Source organism: Clostridium sp. Cult2 (genome assembly GCF_021655075.1).
Taxonomy (GTDB): domain Bacteria; phylum Bacillota; class Clostridia; order Tissierellales; family Tepidimicrobiaceae; genus Schnuerera.
This window is the reverse complement of record NZ_PPXX01000061.1, coordinates 45,583-63,392: the sequence shown is the minus strand read 5'-3', so window position 1 is coordinate 63,392 and position 17,810 is coordinate 45,583. Positions and strand designations below refer to the sequence as shown.

General features: G+C 28.8%; 18 protein-coding genes. 11 read left to right on the top strand and 7 right to left on the bottom strand.

The genetic code is table 11. The annotated features are described in order from the left end of the window. Positions 1–114 precede the first annotated feature (114 nt). Complete coding sequence (locus C3E90_RS07250; protein ID WP_236914999.1) at positions 115–897, bottom strand: glycosyltransferase; 783 nt, start codon at positions 895–897, stop codon at positions 115–117. Positions 898–1,166: 269 nt separating this feature from the next. Here C3E90_RS07250 and C3E90_RS07245 point away from each other — a divergent pair, with 269 nt between their 5' ends. Together C3E90_RS07245 and C3E90_RS07240 are read left to right on the top strand one after the other, a co-directional pair. Then, the gene (locus tag C3E90_RS07245) at positions 1,167–2,231 is read left to right on the top strand and encodes a glucose-1-phosphate thymidylyltransferase (RefSeq protein WP_236914998.1); all 1,065 of its coding nucleotides are present in this window, start codon (positions 1,167–1,169) and stop codon (positions 2,229–2,231) included. A 55-nt stretch (positions 2,232–2,286) separates the two neighbouring features. Next, positions 2,287–3,087 (top strand): glycosyltransferase, encoded by an 801-nt coding sequence (locus C3E90_RS07240; RefSeq protein ID WP_236914997.1) that lies wholly within the window; start codon positions 2,287–2,289, stop codon positions 3,085–3,087. 94 nt (positions 3,088–3,181) lie between these two features. Here the strand turns inward: C3E90_RS07240 and C3E90_RS07235 are convergent, their stop codons facing one another. The 5 genes from C3E90_RS07235 to C3E90_RS07215 all read right to left on the bottom strand — a co-directional run bounded on the left by C3E90_RS07235 (position 3,182) and on the right by C3E90_RS07215 (position 8,083). Then, a complete protein-coding gene (locus tag C3E90_RS07235; protein WP_236914996.1) occupies positions 3,182–4,495 on the bottom strand; it encodes a nucleotide sugar dehydrogenase in 1,314 nt (437 codons plus the stop codon). A 139-nt stretch (positions 4,496–4,634) separates the two neighbouring features. Further along, the gene (locus tag C3E90_RS07230) at positions 4,635–5,252 is read right to left on the bottom strand and encodes a PIG-L deacetylase family protein (RefSeq protein WP_236914995.1); all 618 of its coding nucleotides are present in this window, start codon (positions 5,250–5,252) and stop codon (positions 4,635–4,637) included. Between the two features lie 40 nt (positions 5,253–5,292). Further along, positions 5,293–6,456, bottom strand: a complete 1,164-nt coding sequence (locus C3E90_RS07225) for a glycosyltransferase (RefSeq protein ID WP_236914994.1) — start codon at positions 6,454–6,456, stop codon at positions 5,293–5,295. Positions 6,457–6,545: 89 nt separating this feature from the next. After that, positions 6,546–7,307: a glycosyltransferase gene (locus C3E90_RS07220; RefSeq protein WP_236914993.1), complete on the bottom strand. Its 762-nt coding sequence runs from the start codon at positions 7,305–7,307 to the stop codon at positions 6,546–6,548. Positions 7,308–7,369: 62 nt separating this feature from the next. Further along, on the bottom strand, positions 7,370–8,083 hold the full coding sequence (locus tag C3E90_RS07215; protein WP_236914992.1) for a WbqC family protein: 714 nt from the start codon (positions 8,081–8,083) through the stop codon (positions 7,370–7,372). Positions 8,084–8,419: 336 nt separating this feature from the next. On the opposite strand from C3E90_RS07215, the gene C3E90_RS07210 reads away from it, so the two are divergent. Continuing rightward, complete coding sequence (locus C3E90_RS07210; protein WP_236914991.1) at positions 8,420–8,698, top strand: DUF3343 domain-containing protein; 279 nt, start codon at positions 8,420–8,422, stop codon at positions 8,696–8,698. Here the strand turns inward: C3E90_RS07210 and C3E90_RS07205 are convergent. Then, on the bottom strand, positions 8,691–9,974 hold the full coding sequence (locus C3E90_RS07205; RefSeq protein WP_236914990.1) for a hypothetical protein: 1,284 nt from the start codon (positions 9,972–9,974) through the stop codon (positions 8,691–8,693). The genes C3E90_RS07210 and C3E90_RS07205 overlap by 8 nt on opposite strands. 100 nt (positions 9,975–10,074) lie before the next feature. Here C3E90_RS07205 and C3E90_RS07200 point away from each other — a divergent pair, with 100 nt between their 5' ends. The 8 genes from C3E90_RS07200 to alaS all read left to right on the top strand — a co-directional run bounded on the left by C3E90_RS07200 (position 10,075) and on the right by alaS (position 17,753). Further along, a complete protein-coding gene (locus C3E90_RS07200; RefSeq protein ID WP_236914989.1) occupies positions 10,075–10,689 on the top strand; it encodes a hypothetical protein in 615 nt (204 codons plus the stop codon). Between the two features lie 140 nt (positions 10,690–10,829). After that, entirely contained in the window at positions 10,830–11,267 is a 438-nt protein-coding gene (locus C3E90_RS07195; RefSeq protein WP_236914988.1) for an RrF2 family transcriptional regulator, read from the top strand. Positions 11,268–11,278: 11 nt separating this feature from the next. Next, the gene (nifS, locus tag C3E90_RS07190; RefSeq protein ID WP_236914987.1) at positions 11,279–12,457 is read left to right on the top strand and encodes a cysteine desulfurase NifS; all 1,179 of its coding nucleotides are present in this window, start codon (positions 11,279–11,281) and stop codon (positions 12,455–12,457) included. Continuing rightward, the gene (gene nifU, locus C3E90_RS07185) at positions 12,458–12,880 is read left to right on the top strand and encodes a Fe-S cluster assembly scaffold protein NifU (RefSeq protein ID WP_236914986.1); all 423 of its coding nucleotides are present in this window, start codon (positions 12,458–12,460) and stop codon (positions 12,878–12,880) included. Between the two features lie 120 nt (positions 12,881–13,000). Continuing rightward, entirely contained in the window at positions 13,001–13,477 is a 477-nt protein-coding gene (locus C3E90_RS07180; protein WP_236914985.1) for a PRC-barrel domain-containing protein, read from the top strand. Between the two features lie 96 nt (positions 13,478–13,573). Then, positions 13,574–13,744, top strand: a complete 171-nt coding sequence (locus C3E90_RS07175) for a hypothetical protein (RefSeq protein WP_236914984.1) — start codon at positions 13,574–13,576, stop codon at positions 13,742–13,744. 47 nt (positions 13,745–13,791) lie between these two features. Beyond that, positions 13,792–14,976, top strand: a complete 1,185-nt coding sequence (locus tag C3E90_RS07170; protein ID WP_236914983.1) for an AI-2E family transporter — start codon at positions 13,792–13,794, stop codon at positions 14,974–14,976. Between the two features lie 137 nt (positions 14,977–15,113). Further along, positions 15,114–17,753, top strand: a complete 2,640-nt coding sequence (alaS, locus tag C3E90_RS07165) for an alanine--tRNA ligase (RefSeq protein WP_236914982.1) — start codon at positions 15,114–15,116, stop codon at positions 17,751–17,753. Positions 17,754–17,810: the final 57 nt, after the last annotated feature.

The following is a 17,810-nucleotide window of genomic DNA, read 5'->3' as shown; positions in this document are numbered from 1 at the left end:
GTATCAAATTTGAAAAATTATTATCTAAATTAAATCTAAATTTTCTTGTCAGATCAGAGTAATCAAACTTACTTAAAGCACAAAATTTATTACAGTCTCGTGTTTGTTTATTTTTCAAATATCAGCAAATCGCCTAATATCATCAATATTGTCTAAATGTTTTTTAAGCACATCAGTACTACAATATGAACTTAAGAATTCTTCATCTTTTATTTTCCATGTATGATTTTCTTTAGAAGGATGTCTGAAATAAACATGATGATATCTACTAGATGAATATACTTTTATGCCTTTTTTAATGCAATCATTGCAGAAATGTACATCTTCAGTAAGACTTATATCTCGAAAGCGGACTTTGTCAAAGACTTCCTTTTTAAATACCAAAGTTGAACCGTTAACGAACTTTACATATTTATTTTCTTTTCCAGGCTCTCTTATGGATAAGATTTCACTTGCAACAAAGTAAATTAAAGTAGTACCTTTTCCCACAACTTTAGCGTTGGTGCTGTTAAAATATTGAGTTGAATCCGATAAATACTTAGGACCATAATAGTCATCATCATCAAATTTTGCAATAATATCATATTTAGCCCTATCCACTCCAAAGTTTAAACATTTTCCTAAGGAAATTTTTTCATCTAATTTAAATACTCTTATATAGTCATATTTGGATGTTGTTTCTATCCATTCCTTTTCATCAATATTATTATTGTTTATTATTATAATTAGTTCCTTTTTTTCGTAATCTTGCCTTATAAAGTTTTCTAAGATATTGCTTAGACTATAGGGTAAATTAGTACAGGTTATTACAGATACACTTAGATTACTTCTTGTTTTTAACTGTTTCATCCTTTTTTTTATATAATCTTCAACGTATTTACTATAAGAATTTTTCATATACACTCCCCCTATAAGCATGGCCGTAGAGCTACTTTATTTTCAAAACATCTTGCATAATCCTATATTCCTATATTATGACTATGTTAATAAATAATAGTTGTTACCCAATTCTTATATTTTTATATGGATAAGTAACATTCTGTCTTAAATGAAATATATTTATATTAAACCATGAAAGATTTATTGGATGATTTGGTATATATTAAGATTTCGTACTATAAATATTAAGTATAAAAAACAACTATGGTTAAAGAGGGGGTATTAATTTGAAAGGGATAATATTATGCGGAGGAAGAGGAACTAGGCTACAGCCTATTACCTATACAGTACCAAAACAATTAATCCCAATAGCTAATAGGCCATTATTAGTCTACACTATAGAATTGCTTTTCAATTCAGGCATAAGTGAAATTGGAATAATTGTAAATAATTACAATAAATCCATATTTCAAAGTACATTAAGCAAATATTTTAATCATGATTTTCAATATATAATTCAAGAAAATCCTCAAGGTATTGCCCATGGTCTTTCATTTGCTGAAAAATTTGTAGATAATGAAAAGTTTGTTATGGTCCTTGGAGATAATTCCTTTGATACTAGTTTAAAAGAGTTTGTTGTAGATTTTATTACTAATAAGAAAAGTTGTAAAATTTTATTAAAAGAAGTAGATAATCCAGAAAAATATGGCGTAGCCTATATAGGGAATGATAAAATAATTAATTTAGAAGAGAAACCAAAAAGAGCTTTTAGTAATTGGGCCATCACAGGTTTATATGCTTTTGATAAAAATATTTTTAAAGCCATTAAAGAAATTAAACCTTCTAGTCGTAAAGAATACGAGATAACCGATGCAATAAAATGGCTTTTACAGAATGGATATGATATAGATTATGAAATACTAGATGGCCATTGGAGGGATGTAGGAAGCCCTAAGGATGTAGTAGACGAAAATGCAAATAGATTATCTTATATTATTAATAATATAAAAGGAGAATTGATAAATTCTCATGTGTCTGGCAAGGTTGTCCTTGAGGATGGTGCGGTTATATATAATAGTATAATCAGAGGACCAATAATAGTTGGAGAAAATTCCATTATAAAATATTCCTATATAGGTCCATATACATCCATAGGAAAAGGCGTAAATATAGACAAGTCAAATATAGAAAATTCTATAATATTTGATGATTGTACCATATCTGGGGTGGGAATACCTATAGATAATTCTATTATTGGAGAAGGTTCAATAATTAATAAGGAAAAAGGGTTAAAAAAGGCAAATAGACTTGTAATAGGTAAAAGCACCAAATTATTTTTACCTAATATATAATATTTTTGCAATTATTGTGTGTATTCGAAAAAACAAATTATATGGAGGGGGAGCCTTGGCCAAGAATCCTGTAAATAAATCTTTAGATAATTTTATTCATAAAAATAAGAAAAAACTAACGAATTACTATGAAAAAAACTTTAGTACTAAAGATTCTAGTGAAAATTATGGCGTATCTATAATAATGGTTACAATGCGACAAAATTGTATGCAAAATATATTTGATAATTATAAAAGACAAGACTTTGAAAAGAAGGAAATGATACTAGTATTAAACAATAATAATCTGAATATAAATGAATGGCTAGATGTAGCAGAACAATATGAGAATGTAACTGTCTTTCAATTAGATGAAAAAATTACCCTAGGGAATTGTTTAAATTTTGGAATATTATATTCTAAATATGATTTTATCGCTAAGTTTGATGATGATGATTATTATGGGCCAAAATATCTTTCGGATTTAATTAAAGCATTTGATATTGTTGATGCTGATGTAGTTGGTAAAAAAACTTCTTTTGTCTATTTTGAGAAATCTAAGACATTGGCAGTTCGCAATCCAGAAAATGAGAATAAATATGTAAAACATATGGATGGGCCGACACTTTTGATACGAAAAAAGGTTTTTAACAGAGTTAGATTTGCTAATATACCTCGTGGAGTGGATACACAGTTTTCAAAAGATTGTGTTAAAAATGGTTTTAAAATATATTCAACTAATAAATATCATCATGTTTACGTAAGGCATGATTCTTTAGATAAGCATACTTGGAAGATTAAGGATGAGGATTTATTAAAATACTGTATAATAGTAGAGAAGGATGTTAGGGATTATACCACATTTGTTAATATATAATATGAAACTGTAGAAAACTATAGATGAATAGTTTCCTACAGTTTTAATTTTAATCCTATCCAAATATTCAAAAACCACTTTATATTAATAAGAATCATAGCCTCCAATAATTATATCCTAAGAATTCTGCTTCATTTTTATCAAAAATCCCTTTAATATCAATTAGTACTGGCTTTTTATCTAAAGCATACATAAATTTAATACTATTTAATGTATATTTATAGAAATATTCATGAGGTACAGCAAAGATTATAGCATCAACGGGGTAAATTTCTTTTTCATCCCAAAGTTTTATTCCATATTCATTTATTACTTCATCTGGGTTTACAATGGGGTCTACTACTTTTATATTAATGTCATATTTTTTCAATTCATTTATAATATCCACAACTTTCGTGTTTCTAATATCTGAGCAATTTTCTTTAAAAGAAAAGCCAAGAATAGCTACATTTGTATCCTTTAACCTTTTGCCAGATTCTATAAGTTTATTAATAGTGTTTTCCGCTATATATTGACTCATAAAATTGTTTATCTTTCTACCAGTAAGAATTAGATTAGGACTATATCCAAATTTCTCAGCTATATATGTCAGGAAGTATGAATCCACACCAATACAATGTCCACCTACCAATCCAGGTGTGAAATCGAGAGAATTCCATTTAGTAGAAGTTGCTTTTAGGACGGATTTTGTGTCTATATCTAATTTATGAAGTATTATGGATATTTCATTCATTAGAGCAATATTAATATCTCGTTGTGTATTTTCGATTACTTTTGCTGCTTCAGCAATTTTAATATTTTCAACTCTATAAGTTCCAACTTTAATAATTAGATTATAGACTTTATCTATAATATCTAACGTCTCACTGTCCATACCAGAAACAATTTTAACTATGTTTTCTAATCTATGAATGTAATCACCTGGATTAATTCTCTCTGGTGAATATCCAATTTTAAAATCAGGACCGCATTTTAGGCCTGATTCTTTTTCCAAAATGGGTACACATATTTCTTCAGTAACTCCTGGATACACAGTGGATTCATAGATTACAATGGAATCTTTTAATAGATTTCTTCCCAGCATTTTACTTGCTTCTATGACATGTTTTAAATTAGGTAGTTTGTTCGGATAGATAGGCGTTGGTACAGCTATTATATGAAATTTAGCCTCTCTTAATCTATTTTCATCTGATGTAAATAAAACTGTAGTATTATTTAGTATATCATCTCCTACTTGTTTTGTTAAATCAATACCATTTTTATAATTGTTAATTTTATTAACATCTATATCAAAACCTATTACATTTGCATATTGAGCAAAACTTACAGCCAAAGAAATACCAACATATCCTAATCCAATAATGGATATTTTTTCTTCTCTATTGATTATTTGTTCAAAGGATATCATATACAACCACCTCGATTATTAGAATTTATTAGATTCCTTTCTCATGTAATACAATATATTCAATATGAAGTAGTTGTGATTAGATAAGCAAAATTAATTATTTGCCATCCTATACCTCCAATAAATGCAGTTAAAGTATTTAAATTCTATATATCATCTTTACAATTTGAAATGCTTCTGCATATTTAACATTTATTTGAAACCCTCTAAAACTTGCTCTTCCATAAATTGCATTTACCCATCCATTGCCAAACTTTTTTACCTGAGATTTATGAGCCATTATACTTTTGATTTTAATTTCTATAGTATCAGTTATATCTACAAAATAATTACTATTAAAAGCATAAGGTATGATTCCACCTGGTATAATAGGCTCAAAGAAAAAAACATTAGCATTATTTTTTCTAGAAGAAGCTAAGACTATTTTTGATACAGCTTGATGATCTTGATGGGAGTCATATTCCCAACATGTATATATCTCATCAGGTTTATATTCTTCAATAATCTTGTCTAAACTCTGTACAGTTTTACGGTCAAAAGTAAAATTATATTGATTGTAATGAAGATGTTTAATATCAGCTCCGAGTATGTTAGCAGCATCAATAGATTCTTGAATTCTTATATTATTTAATTCTCCTCCAGTATCGGTAAATTGCAGAATTAAAACTTCATGTCCATTTTTAGTCAATTTAGCTATTGTACCTCCCATTTGAGGTTCAATATCATCTGGATGTGCACCAATTACTAAAACCCTCATATCCATTGCCCCTTTTTCTAATTATACGGATAATTATTAACTAAATGGATTCCATTATATATTTTGTAGCTAGGTGAGCACCATTCTCAAAAATATTTTTTGCATTATTTCTCATGCTTTGATTGGTTATAGGATTTAATATTTTAGAAACCGCCTTTTGTAATTTTATTGAATCAAAATCTCTAAAAACTAAGCCAGTATCCAGTTCTTCAGCAATATTAGCTCTAGCAATCTGGTCGTCAGTTCCCGTTGTACTGGTTGGGAACAGTATGGTTGGAACTCCAAAATATATTGTCTCATGAAAAGTATTGTATGAGCCATTAACAATAGCGAAATCAAAGGCGTTAAAATAAATTGAATTTGGATAATCTCTAATTATGAATATATCGGAATCCACATGATATCTTTTATGGGCTATTATTGATTCTCCTAATACAATTTGTAAATCATCTCTATCCTTTAAGACCTTTATGATTTTATAAATTAAGCTATTTATATCTTCATATAATCCTTCCCCTAATTGGATATATACTGTTTTCTTATTAGAATCTAGGTTCCACATTTTTAATACAACTTCTTTAGGTAGTAATTCTTCTTTATAGGAGTAGATTATAGGAGGACAATAGCGAAACTTGCTATTTCTTTGTAAAACATTAGTATTTCTGTTGGCTTCCCCAGGTACTATGATTAAATTGAAGTAGCGTTCTCGTTCAATAACCACTTTTGATTTACCTGATTTATGCATTCCTCTTTGAATCCATATAGCATTTGATACTCTTGATTTCTCTATTGCATTAATTAGGAAAACATATGGATATACGCCATCGAATACTAAGGTATCAATTTCATGTCTATTGATTATTCTGATTAACTCCTCTTCAAGATTATTATCTATATCTTTTTGAGAGATATGTTTAGAAAAAAAGTTCATAGACGGGAAATAATATGATAAAAACCCTTCTTTTTGAATTATATTTAAGGCGAAACTAGTAGTAAAAAAAACTATTTCTACCTTAGGGTACATTTCTTTTAATCTTCTTGCTACTGCTAAGGTACGGGTTACATGACCTAAACCACATCCATTTGTTGGCATGAATAGAATTTTGTTAACAGGTCTATTTTTGTTTTGTAATATTTTTTCTATGACTCTTTTTTCAGCAATTGCATTGTAAGAATTTATTCTTTTTTCGTTATTTTGATTCATAAAACTCTCCTCCATTAATATATCTTTCCAAAATTACAACATTGATATATTTATCTAGTATAATATATGAATTTTAAACAATATTGGCCCTATATATGATTTCTAAAATCATGGGTTTCACAAACTTTTATACATCCTTTCAAGAAATAATTATTATTAATTTTCCAAGTATGTGTATTTTCGTCATTTCTAATATACACAAAGTTATCTTTGTTGGTTGAAAATATTGTAAAACCATTTCTAATACAGTCATTACAGAAGGCTATATCTTCGCCTAATGTTTTATTTTGAAAGTTCACTTTTTGAAATACTTCCTTTTTAAATACTAAGGTAGGACCTTCAACCCTAGAGGTATATCTGTTATCTTTATTAATATTTCTTATAGCTAATATTTTTTTCTTAAGAAAATAGACATAAGTGGTTGCTTTTCCTATCACATCTGCATTAGTAAAATAAAAAGGCTTTACCATATCCTTTAAATAATTAGGGCCATAAAAATCATCATCATCAAATTTTGCAATAATAGGGTAGATGGATTTGGACACCCCATAGTTTAGGCAATTACCCAAGGAATACTTACTATCTAAAGCATGGACTTGTATGTTTTCATATGAAGAAATATATTTTTCCCAATTGTCTATATCAGGGTTATCATAATTAAGAATAACGATTAGTTCCTTTTTGTCATAGGTTTGAGATATAAAATTATCTAAAATATTATTTAAATTATTTTTTTTATTAGTACAGCAAACAACACTCACTCCATCTTTTCCATGAATGCTATCATATATATGTGGTGGAATATGAAGTTTTATATTTTTATTAACAGGGTAATATATTGATTTTTTCATAATACTTTCCTTTCTCTTAATTATCCTTATTTTATTGTATGGTTGTATAAAAAAATGTAACCCTAAAAGGGGGAGTGATTGTTATTATGAAGATTTCCTTGTATAAGGATTTCTAAAGACTTAGGACCGCAATTAAATAATAAATCCAATATGGACAAGTGTGAGATAAAATTACCCATTCTTTGTTTATAAATAGGATGATTATAATTTTGAAAAAATAGATTTATATTATTTTGATTAAATTTTTCTTGTTCAATATATGTTTTGCTACCAGCTCCTGAGAAAAAGGTGTCTGCCTCTAGGTGTTTGCATAAAGCTATAAGCAAGTTTGTTTTTTTTCCAAAGTCTTGTTTTAACTCTGATGCGATAATTATTTCTGTATTAATATTGAGTTTATTTCGAATAAGTTCAATTATTTTCATATTTAAGTCAAATAGTTTAATCCAATTTTTATTATATATATCTTCTAGCTCATTTGACAAATAATCCCAATAGGGTGATTTGTTATAGTTGTATTTAATAGATAACCAGTGCCTTTTTTGCCAACTTTGGGAATTATCTATTAAAACATCCTTTATTAATGTATCCGTTTTTACTTTAACAGGTACTGTTAGCATCAACTCTCCATTTGAAGTTTTTATTTTGTTTCTTTGAATAAATGCATCTTTTGTAAATTGTACATTATCTAGTATTACGAATTTATCAACATAATTCATCCTGTGAAAAAAACCAAGCCAGGGAATATAGTTAGGTTGATGAGCAGTAATTATCAACATAAATCCCTCCTATCTATTTTTAATACAGTAATTAAATTTAATGCAAGCTTTAACCCTACCACTATTATCATCTATTCCTGTAAAGGACAACAAACAGCCATAAAATAGGAATGTATTTATTCAATATATAGATATGTTTTTCTACCGATATTGACACTGTTATCCACATAGAGTTTATAGCTTTTAGCCTAGGTAAGATTCTATACTAAAATTATCAATAAAATTTCTTTTGAATATAATGTATAGAATAGTGGATAAAAGGTAATGTAAAATGATAAGAAAATGAAATAAAATTTTATAATATAAAAAGAACAATCTATAAAAGGGGGAAGAATTATGGGATATAACAATAGATATTATATATGTGCATTTACAAGCAAAAATATGGCAATGTATTTATTTTCATCTTTAGATGGACTAGGATATAAAGAATTCCAGCTTATATCTACTCCCTGTGAGATAAAAGCTGGATGTAGTTACTCTATTAAATTTGGTAATATAAAGTATTTAGATATATTAAAAAGAGAGGCAAAAAAGTTAGGTATTGAAGTAAGTAATATTTACTTTTTTGAAAGGAAGAATGGCAAAAGGTCTATTAAAAAATTAACTATTTAGATGAACGAAATAATTTATCGAAAATTGAGCTTTTATCAACATCTAGTATTTTAAATATACTTTCTATATTTTCTTCTATTCTATTTTGAGAATCTATGGCTTTATATAAAATGTTTCTTATTTCTTCTTGAGTTTCTAATAGTTTATTAACTTTTGAAATTATTTCTTCATCAGAGCCTATTATATCTACTTGGGAAATTGTATGATCTTCTGGAGGATTATCTATTTCCATAACATCTATTGAATTGATGGAGCTTAAAAAATAGAAATATATGGATTGTTCAATAGTACAATAAGCATGATTAATTTTTATATGTTTCAATTTCATTGAATTTTCTGAAACTCTAACTAAGCTAATTTTAGAAGGATTAATTTCTATTTCATCACCTTTATACCAAGTGGTGCCGCTATCTGATGAATATAGGAATCCAATAACTTTATTTGTTAAATAAACTATTTTTAATACTCCCTTTTCCTCAATAATTATTGGCATATTATTGCAATCTGATATATATGGAATCTTTATTTGCTTCCATATATATTTTTCATTTCCTTTTGAGGTCAATCTACAATATTTTAATGTATTATTCATATTTAATTTCTCTAACCATATTGCATGAAGATTGTCTTTAGTATCAACAAATAAATATGGAAATAATGTATTTGTATTTGGTGAAGATAATTTTTTAGGGATAGGATTCCATTTTTTTGCATAAGAATTGTAAAAGGTATGATAAACCTGATGTCCATTACCTTCAAATGAACTATACAATAGATGTATGGAACCAAAAGAGTCAATATCTAACTGGAAATAGGCAAATGTTTTATCAACCATTAGACTTACAATTTTATGTTTATCCCAACTTTGTCTATCTCCTATTACATGTTGTATAGTCCAAAGTTTAGAGTTTATTAAGTTGGCATGGTTATATATGATATTTACATTATTACCTTCCAATAATATATTTATATCATTATAAATATTAGATTTAAAATCAAACTTTGCAATTATTGCGTTAGACCATCTATTATCCTTGTAAATAGAATAGTTTAGTTCTCCTAGTTTAGTTAGTGCTATTAAATGTATACTATCATTTTCGTCAATTGTTACTGAATATTTCAATATATTATTCTTATGTAAAATTGAAGTTTCCATTGTCTTATTTGGAAAGGCATATTTAGTATATTTTACTTCACCTTGATTATCTAAGCAAAATAATATGAACTCTCCTTCGGAGTTTATAATTAAATTGTCATTGATTAAAAAATTTTTCATTTTATTACCTCCTATTGCTATATAAATAGCACAAAAGTATCCTTATTTCATAATATGAAAGTAAAAGTGGTTTTATTAAAAATAAAGGAGTGAAATAGGGATGAAAGATTTAAATCTTGATAACGCAGTTCGAGAAATGCTTGGATGTTTTGAGAATGACTGTATTATTGTAGATAAAGTTTTTGCTAGTTGTCAGCAAAGAGAATGTTTCCCAAAAATAGAAGTAGATTTAGATGGTAAAACTTTTGAGAGCATAAGATTTAAACCAGGATTTATTGTACCTGGAACTCTTGTAGTGACAGATATTGAAAATAGACCTAATTTTAGAAGGGTAAGATTTACATTGAGAATACCTTTTGAAATAAAAACTAAAGATGGAAAAATAATTCCAGGATTTTTACCAGATATTTTAAAAGATATTATCCTATTCATACCAGATGCAAGAGATGAATTTGAATTTAGAATAGTAGTAGAAACTAGTTCATTAGTATTAGGTCAACCTATTCAAACTGGAAAGATATTAACCTTTGCAGTAGGAGTATTTATAGTAGTTAAAGTTGTTGGAACAGTACAATTGTTAATTCCTACTTTTGGATATTGCCCTGAGCCAGATCCTTGTGAAGAATTCAGTCCTGAAGACATTTGTGACGACTTTGATTATAGTCCATTTCCAGAATTTTTCCCACCACAATTTGATGATATTATATGGGATTAGTTGTTAAAGAGGGGAGCGAAAGCTCTTCTTTTTTTATTGTGTAAAATATATTTAATTTGAATGTTGACAAAGATACTAGGGTATAATATACTTATTACAGAATACCAAGTACTTTGGTTGGAATTAAAAGAGGTGGTTAAATGAGACTATCTACTAGGGGAAGATATGGATTAAAAGCTATGTTTCAATTAGCACGTCATTATGGAGAAGGACCCATACCCTTGAATAGTATTGCTAGTGCACAAGAACTTTCGGAAAACTATTTAGAACAACTAGTTTCTTCCTTAAGAAAAGCAGGATTATTAAATAGTGTTAGAGGTGCTCAAGGTGGGTATATGTTAGCCAAACCTCCTAATAATATTACTGTAGGGAATATACTTAGAGTACTTGAAGGTGATATGGCTCCAGCTGATTGTGTAATTGATAATAATTACGGTTGTGAAAAGGAAGAATACTGTGTAACCAAGTTGGTTTGGATGCAAATGAGAGATAGCATTAATCAAGTTATTGATTCCATATCATTGCAGGATATGCTTGATGAACAAGCGCGATTTGAATTAAAACAAACAAAAGCTTAGGAGGAATCGTTATGGAAAAAATTATTTATATGGACAACTCAGCTACAACACCAGTAAAAGAAGAAGTTCTCCATGAGATGTTACCGTATTTTACCACTAAATATGGAAATCCATCAAGTATATATTCTTTGGGGAGTCAATCCAAAAATGCCATAGAGATTTCAAGGGAAAAAATAGCCAAAGCACTAAATGCTAAAAACAATGAAATTTTTTTTACTGCAGGTGGTTCTGAGGCTGATAATTGGGCCCTTAAGGGGATTGCATTTGCCAATAGAAAAAAAGGAAATCATATTATTACTTCAAAAATAGAGCATCATGGCATTCTTCATACATGTGAATATTTAGAGAAACAAGGATTTAGAGTAACCTATTTAGATGTAGATGAATATGGGATTGTAGATTTAAAACAATTGGAGGAATCTATTACTGACAACACCATATTAATCTCTATTATGTTTGCAAATAACGAAATAGGTACTATTCAGCCTATCAAAGAAATTGGAAGAATAGCTAAAGAGAAAGATATTTATTTTCACACTGATGCAGTTCAAGCTGTAGGTCATATTAATATAGATGTAGATGAATTTAATATAGACTTATTATCTTTAGCAGCACATAAGTTTTATGGACCAAAAGGCGTGGGGGCCTTATATATAAGACAGGGCGTAAAGATAGATTCTCTTATTGCAGGTGGAGGTCAGGAAAGAAACCGTAGAGCAGGGACAGAAAACGTGCCAGGAATTGTTGGAATGGGTAAAGCCATTGAATTAGCTTATGAAAGCTTAGATGAAAACAATGCAAAATTAATTAATCTGAGAGAAAGATTGATTAATAAAATTTTTGAAAAAATTGATTATGTTAGACTTAATGGTCATCCAACAAATAGATTACCTGGTAATGTTAATATATGTTTTGAATTTATAGAAGGAGAATCTTTGTTACTTAGTTTGGACATGGTAGGTATTGCTGGTTCCAGTGGTTCTGCATGTACTTCGGGAACATTAGAACCATCCCATGTGTTATTAGCTATAGGTTTGCCTCACGAAATAGCTCATGGATCTTTAAGATTATCTTTGGGAGATTATAATACAGAGGAAGAAGTTGACTTTGTTGTAGAGAAACTAGTAGAAATTGTGTCTAGATTAAGGTCAATGTCACCTTTATATGAGAATGTTAAGGAGGTCAAATAAATGTATTCAGAAAAAGTAATGGAGCATTTTCAAAATCCAAGAAATGTTGGAGAAATAGAAAATGCTGATGGGGTTGGAGAAGTAGGTAATCCACGATGTGGGGATATAATGAAGATGTATTTGAAAATAGAAGATGGAATTATCATAGATGTAAAGTTTAAAACCTTTGGTTGTGGTTCAGCAATAGCATCATCTAGTATGGCAACGGAATTGATTAAGGGAAAAACTATAGAAGAAGCAATGGAAATAACCAATAAAAAAGTTGCAGAGGCTTTAGATGGACTACCACCTATAAAGATGCATTGTTCTGTTTTAGCTGAACAAGCTATTAAATCAGCTTTACTAGATTATTCAAAAAAGAATAACATACACATAGATGGATTAGATGATTTCAATCCAGATGATGATGCTCACCATCATTAATATGATTATCCCCTCTATTGCCTTAAATCTCAAATAAGAGACTGGGTAAATTTTGCAAAATAATTATATATTGTCCAAGGAACAATATATAATGAATCAAAATAGAAGAGGGGTATATTTATGATAAGATATAAACAGTTGATAACATTAGAAGTGTTAGACAAAAAAACCAAGAAGCTTATTGGTAGGATTTTGGACGTAAGTTATTCTGATAATTTTAAAAAAATTAATTTTTTAATCGTTAAGAATGATAAAATTATCAAAAACAAGCTTTCAATTCCATATAGAGGTATTAACTTACCAAAAAATAATGAGGTTATTTATGTTGAAGATATTGATGTATTTCAATATAAAATAGATGAAGATTCAAAAAGTAAATACAAATTTATTAACAAAGAGATTAGACTGGAAGATGGAGAATGTGTTGGTTATGTAAAGGATATTGTTATAAATAAAGAAGATGGATCTATACATGGTTTCATAATTACTGAGGGATTATTCGAAGATTTAATTAAAGGTAGGAATTATATACCTCTCCTAAGAAATGTTCATATTAACAAGGACTATATCCATATGCCTTATAAATATCTTATATAAATTAGCAAAATTATCAACATTTAGAAAAAATATATAGAATTAAATATGTTTTAGATGAGAGAATAATAGATATAAAGGATAAAGGAGAGGATATATATGGATAATAATGGCTTTAGGAATGGAGCTTTATTAGGTAGCATATTAGGAGCCTCTATAGGTATGATTTTTGGAACTAGAATGGGGCCTATGCAAAGAAGAAGGATTATGAGAACTGCTAGAAGAGCAAAATCAACCTTATTTAATGGTATGAATTCACTATGGGGATAGGCAGCTAGTTGCTGCCTATTAGATTAATAGATATGGAGACAAGTATTATGAATGTACATTCATCAGTTTTAATTAGAAATTTAATATTAATAATTTCTACCCTTTTAATTTTAGCTATTTACTATTTAATACATATTGGGAATAAGTATGTGGAAATCAATAAACAGATAAAAATTAACAAAAAAAAGATATTACCTATTCTATTTATTTTGATCTTTATTTATTTCTTTTATTTACTATCTAAAGAATATGGTATTTTATCCGATACTCTTAAAACCATAATTATTTCAGCAATTTTAGCTTATCTATTTAACCCAATAATCAATTTTTTTGAAAAACACAATATATCAAGGGGTTTGGGAGTTTTAATAGTATATATGGTGATTATTGGGATTATAATTATATTATCATTTTTAGTATTTCCTAAAACTGGGAAAGAACTAAAAAGATTTTTAGCTGTTATTCCTATATATTTTGAGAAATTTTCTAAATTCGTTGATAATTTATATTACAAATATTATACAAATATTGACAATATGCCACCTATTTTACAGAGTATTGAAGGTGTAATATTAAACAGTTTTCAAAGTATTGAAAATGTAATAATTAATGGTATTAGCAGGTTTTTTGAAGGTGTTATAGCTACTTTCTCAAAGGTGGTTAGTCTTATATTAATCCCAATATTAACTTTTTATTTTTTAAAAGACAAGGATTATTTTAAAACTAAAATTTATTTGACAATACCTAAAAAAATGAGGAAAGAAGTTAAAGAATTGTCTTTGGAAATTGATAGGGCCTTAAGTCAATTTATTAGAGGTAGATTAATATTAGCCATCTATGTAGGTGTTGCAACAACAATTTTATTATTGATATTGAAGATTGATTTTGCTATAGTTATTGGAATAATAACTGGAATAGCTGATATTATACCTTATTTTGGACCCTTCATTGGATTTTTGCCTGCTGTATTCTTTGCTTTATTAAGTAGTCCTATTAAATCTTTATGGGTAGCTATTTTATTTATTGGTATTCAATGGGTAGAGAACAATGTCTTAGCACCTAAAATTATAGGAGAGACCACTGGTATACATCCTATTACCATATTGTTAGCATTAGTAATAGGTGGCGGAATGTTTGGAGTTATGGGTATGATATTTTCAATTCCTGCAGTAGCAGTATTTAAAATTCTCTATGGATTTTTTATGGAAAAAGTAAGAAATAGAAATGTATAGAACAATTTGACTGTTACCTTTTAGTTTGACAAAAATTTAAGTTTAAATTATAATCCAAATATAAGTATGAACGTGAATTCTCGTCCCTTTGATGAGGGACGAATTTTTTTAAAATATTCGAGTGAGGTGTACAACTGATGAAAAATATAGGTTTACATGAAATAAGAGAAGAGTTTTTAAAATTTTTTGAAGAAAAAGGCCACTTAATATTACCAAGTTTTTCTTTAGTGCCTAAAAGCGATAAGAGTTTGCTATTGATAAACGCAGGGATGGCTCCTTTGAAACCATATTTTACAGGAGAAAAAATTCCTCCTAATAAGAGAGTTGTAACTTGTCAAAAATGTATAAGAACTGGAGACATAGAAAATGTGGGGAAAACGGATAGGCATGCTACATTTTTTGAGATGTTAGGTAATTTTTCTTTTGGTGATTATTTTAAAAAAGAAGCTATAGAATGGGCTTGGGAGTTTTTAACTGAAAGGATGGAGATACCAGAAGAAAATCTTTGGGCATCAATATACTTAGATGATGAAGAAGCCTATGAAATATGGAATAAGGATATAGGATTAGATGAGCAAAAAATTGTACGTTTGGGAAAAGAGGACAACTTTTGGGAATTGGAGGTAGGACCTTGTGGGCCTTGTTCCGAAATATATGTGGACAGAGGAGAAGAATATGGTTGTGGTGAAGCAACTTGCCAACCAGGTTGTGAATGTGATAGATTTATTGAGGTATGGAATTTAGTATTTACTCAATTTGATAAAGATGAATTTGGTGTATACCATCCATTAGAGCATCCAAATATTGATACGGGTATGGGTCTTGAGAGGATTGCTGCAGTAATGGAAAATGCAGATAATATTTTTGAAGTAGAAGAAATAAAAAAGATACTTAACCAAGTTGAGATTGTTTCTGGAAAGAAATATGGAGTGGATTCTAAAATTGATGTCTCTATAAGGGTTATTACAGATCATGCTAGGGCAGTTACTTTCCTCGTATCCGATGGAGTCCTTCCAAGTAATGAAGGTAGAGGTTATGTATTAAGAAGGTTAATAAGGAGGGCAGCAAGACACGGTAAATTGTTAGGAATTGAGGAAGCATTTTTGAACAGTATTGTAGAAAAAGTGATAGAATCTTGGAAGATAGAATATGTTGAGATAAGAGAGAGAGAAGAACAAATTAAGAAAGTAATAGAAGCAGAAGAAGAAAAATTCCAGGAAACTATTCATCAGGGCATCCATATATTAGAAGGCTATATAGAAGGAATACTAGAAGATGGTGAAAGATATCTAAATGGAGAAAAAGCTTTTAAACTCTATGATACTTATGGTTTCCCCTTAGACTTAACTAAGGAAATTCTAGAAGAGAAAGGATTATCTGTAGATGAAGATGAATTCAATAAACATATGGAAGAACAAAGGGATAGAGCAAGAAAAGCTAGAGAAGAATTTTCTGATTCAGGTTGGAAAAATGGAAGTCCTTTAGAATTGATAGAAGGTTACAATACCTTGTTTAAAGGATATGATAATACATCTTTGGAAACAGAAGTAATTGGTATCTCTAGGGATGGTAATATGGTTGATAGTATTGGAGAAAATGAAGAAGGTATTGTAATTTTAAAGGAGACTCCTTTCTATGCTGAAAGTGGAGGACAGGTAGGGGATATAGGATATTTAAAAAATGAAGGGTTTTATGGCAAGGTAATGGATACAAAGTATACTAAAGATGAGACCATAATTCATTTAGTTAGAGTTGAAAAAGGGAAGATTAATACAGAAGATTTAGTATTAGCCATGGTTGATGAAAAAAACAGAAAGGATATTATGAGAAATCACTCAGCTACACATTTACTCCATAAAGCATTGAAGGAAGTACTAGGTGAACATGTAAATCAAGCAGGTTCAATAGTATTACCAAATAGGTTAAGATTTGACTTTACTCACTATGAAGGGGTAAAAGATGAGGATCTAAAACAGATAGAAAATATAGTAAATGAAAGAATACTTGATTCTTTAGAGGTAAAAACAAATGAAATGACATTGAAAGAATCAGAAGAATTGGGTATAGTTGGGCTATTTGAGGACAAATATAAGGATTTTGTTAGAGTTATTCAAATGGGAGATTATTCAAAAGAACTTTGTGGTGGTACCCATGTAAATAATACAAGTAATATTGGTCTTTTCAAAATAATTAGTGAATCAAGTATTGCTTCTGGAATTAGAAGGATTGAAGCTATAACCGGCAGGGCTGTTTATGAGTATATGGAAGAATTAGAAGAAGATATCAATCAAATTACTCATATTATTAGAACTAATAGGAAGGACATGATTGACAGGATAAAAAATATTACTGAAGAACTAAAGGAAAGAGATAGAGAAATAGACTCTCTAAAATCCAAAATGGCTACATCTATAGCTGATGAAATAATAAATACTAAAGTAGAGATTAATGGTATTAATATAATAACTTATAAAGTAGATAATATGGATATGAATAGCCTAAGAAATCTTGGAGATGAAATAAGAAATGCTTTAGATACTTGTGTAATTGTTTTAGCCAGTGTAGATAAAGGTAAACTTTCTTTTGTTTCAATGGTTACAAAGGATTTAGTTGAAAGGGGTATTCATGCAGGAAATCTAATTAAAGAAGTAGCTAAAATTACAGGAGGCGGTGGTGGCGGTCGCCCAGACATGGCTCAAGCAGGAGGTAAAGATATAACAAAAATTGAAGAAGCTTTGAGCATGGTTTCCACTATTGTTGAAAAGCAAATAAAATAAATATTAGCCATAAATGGCTAATATTTATTTTCCTACTGTATATTCTACAAATGATGT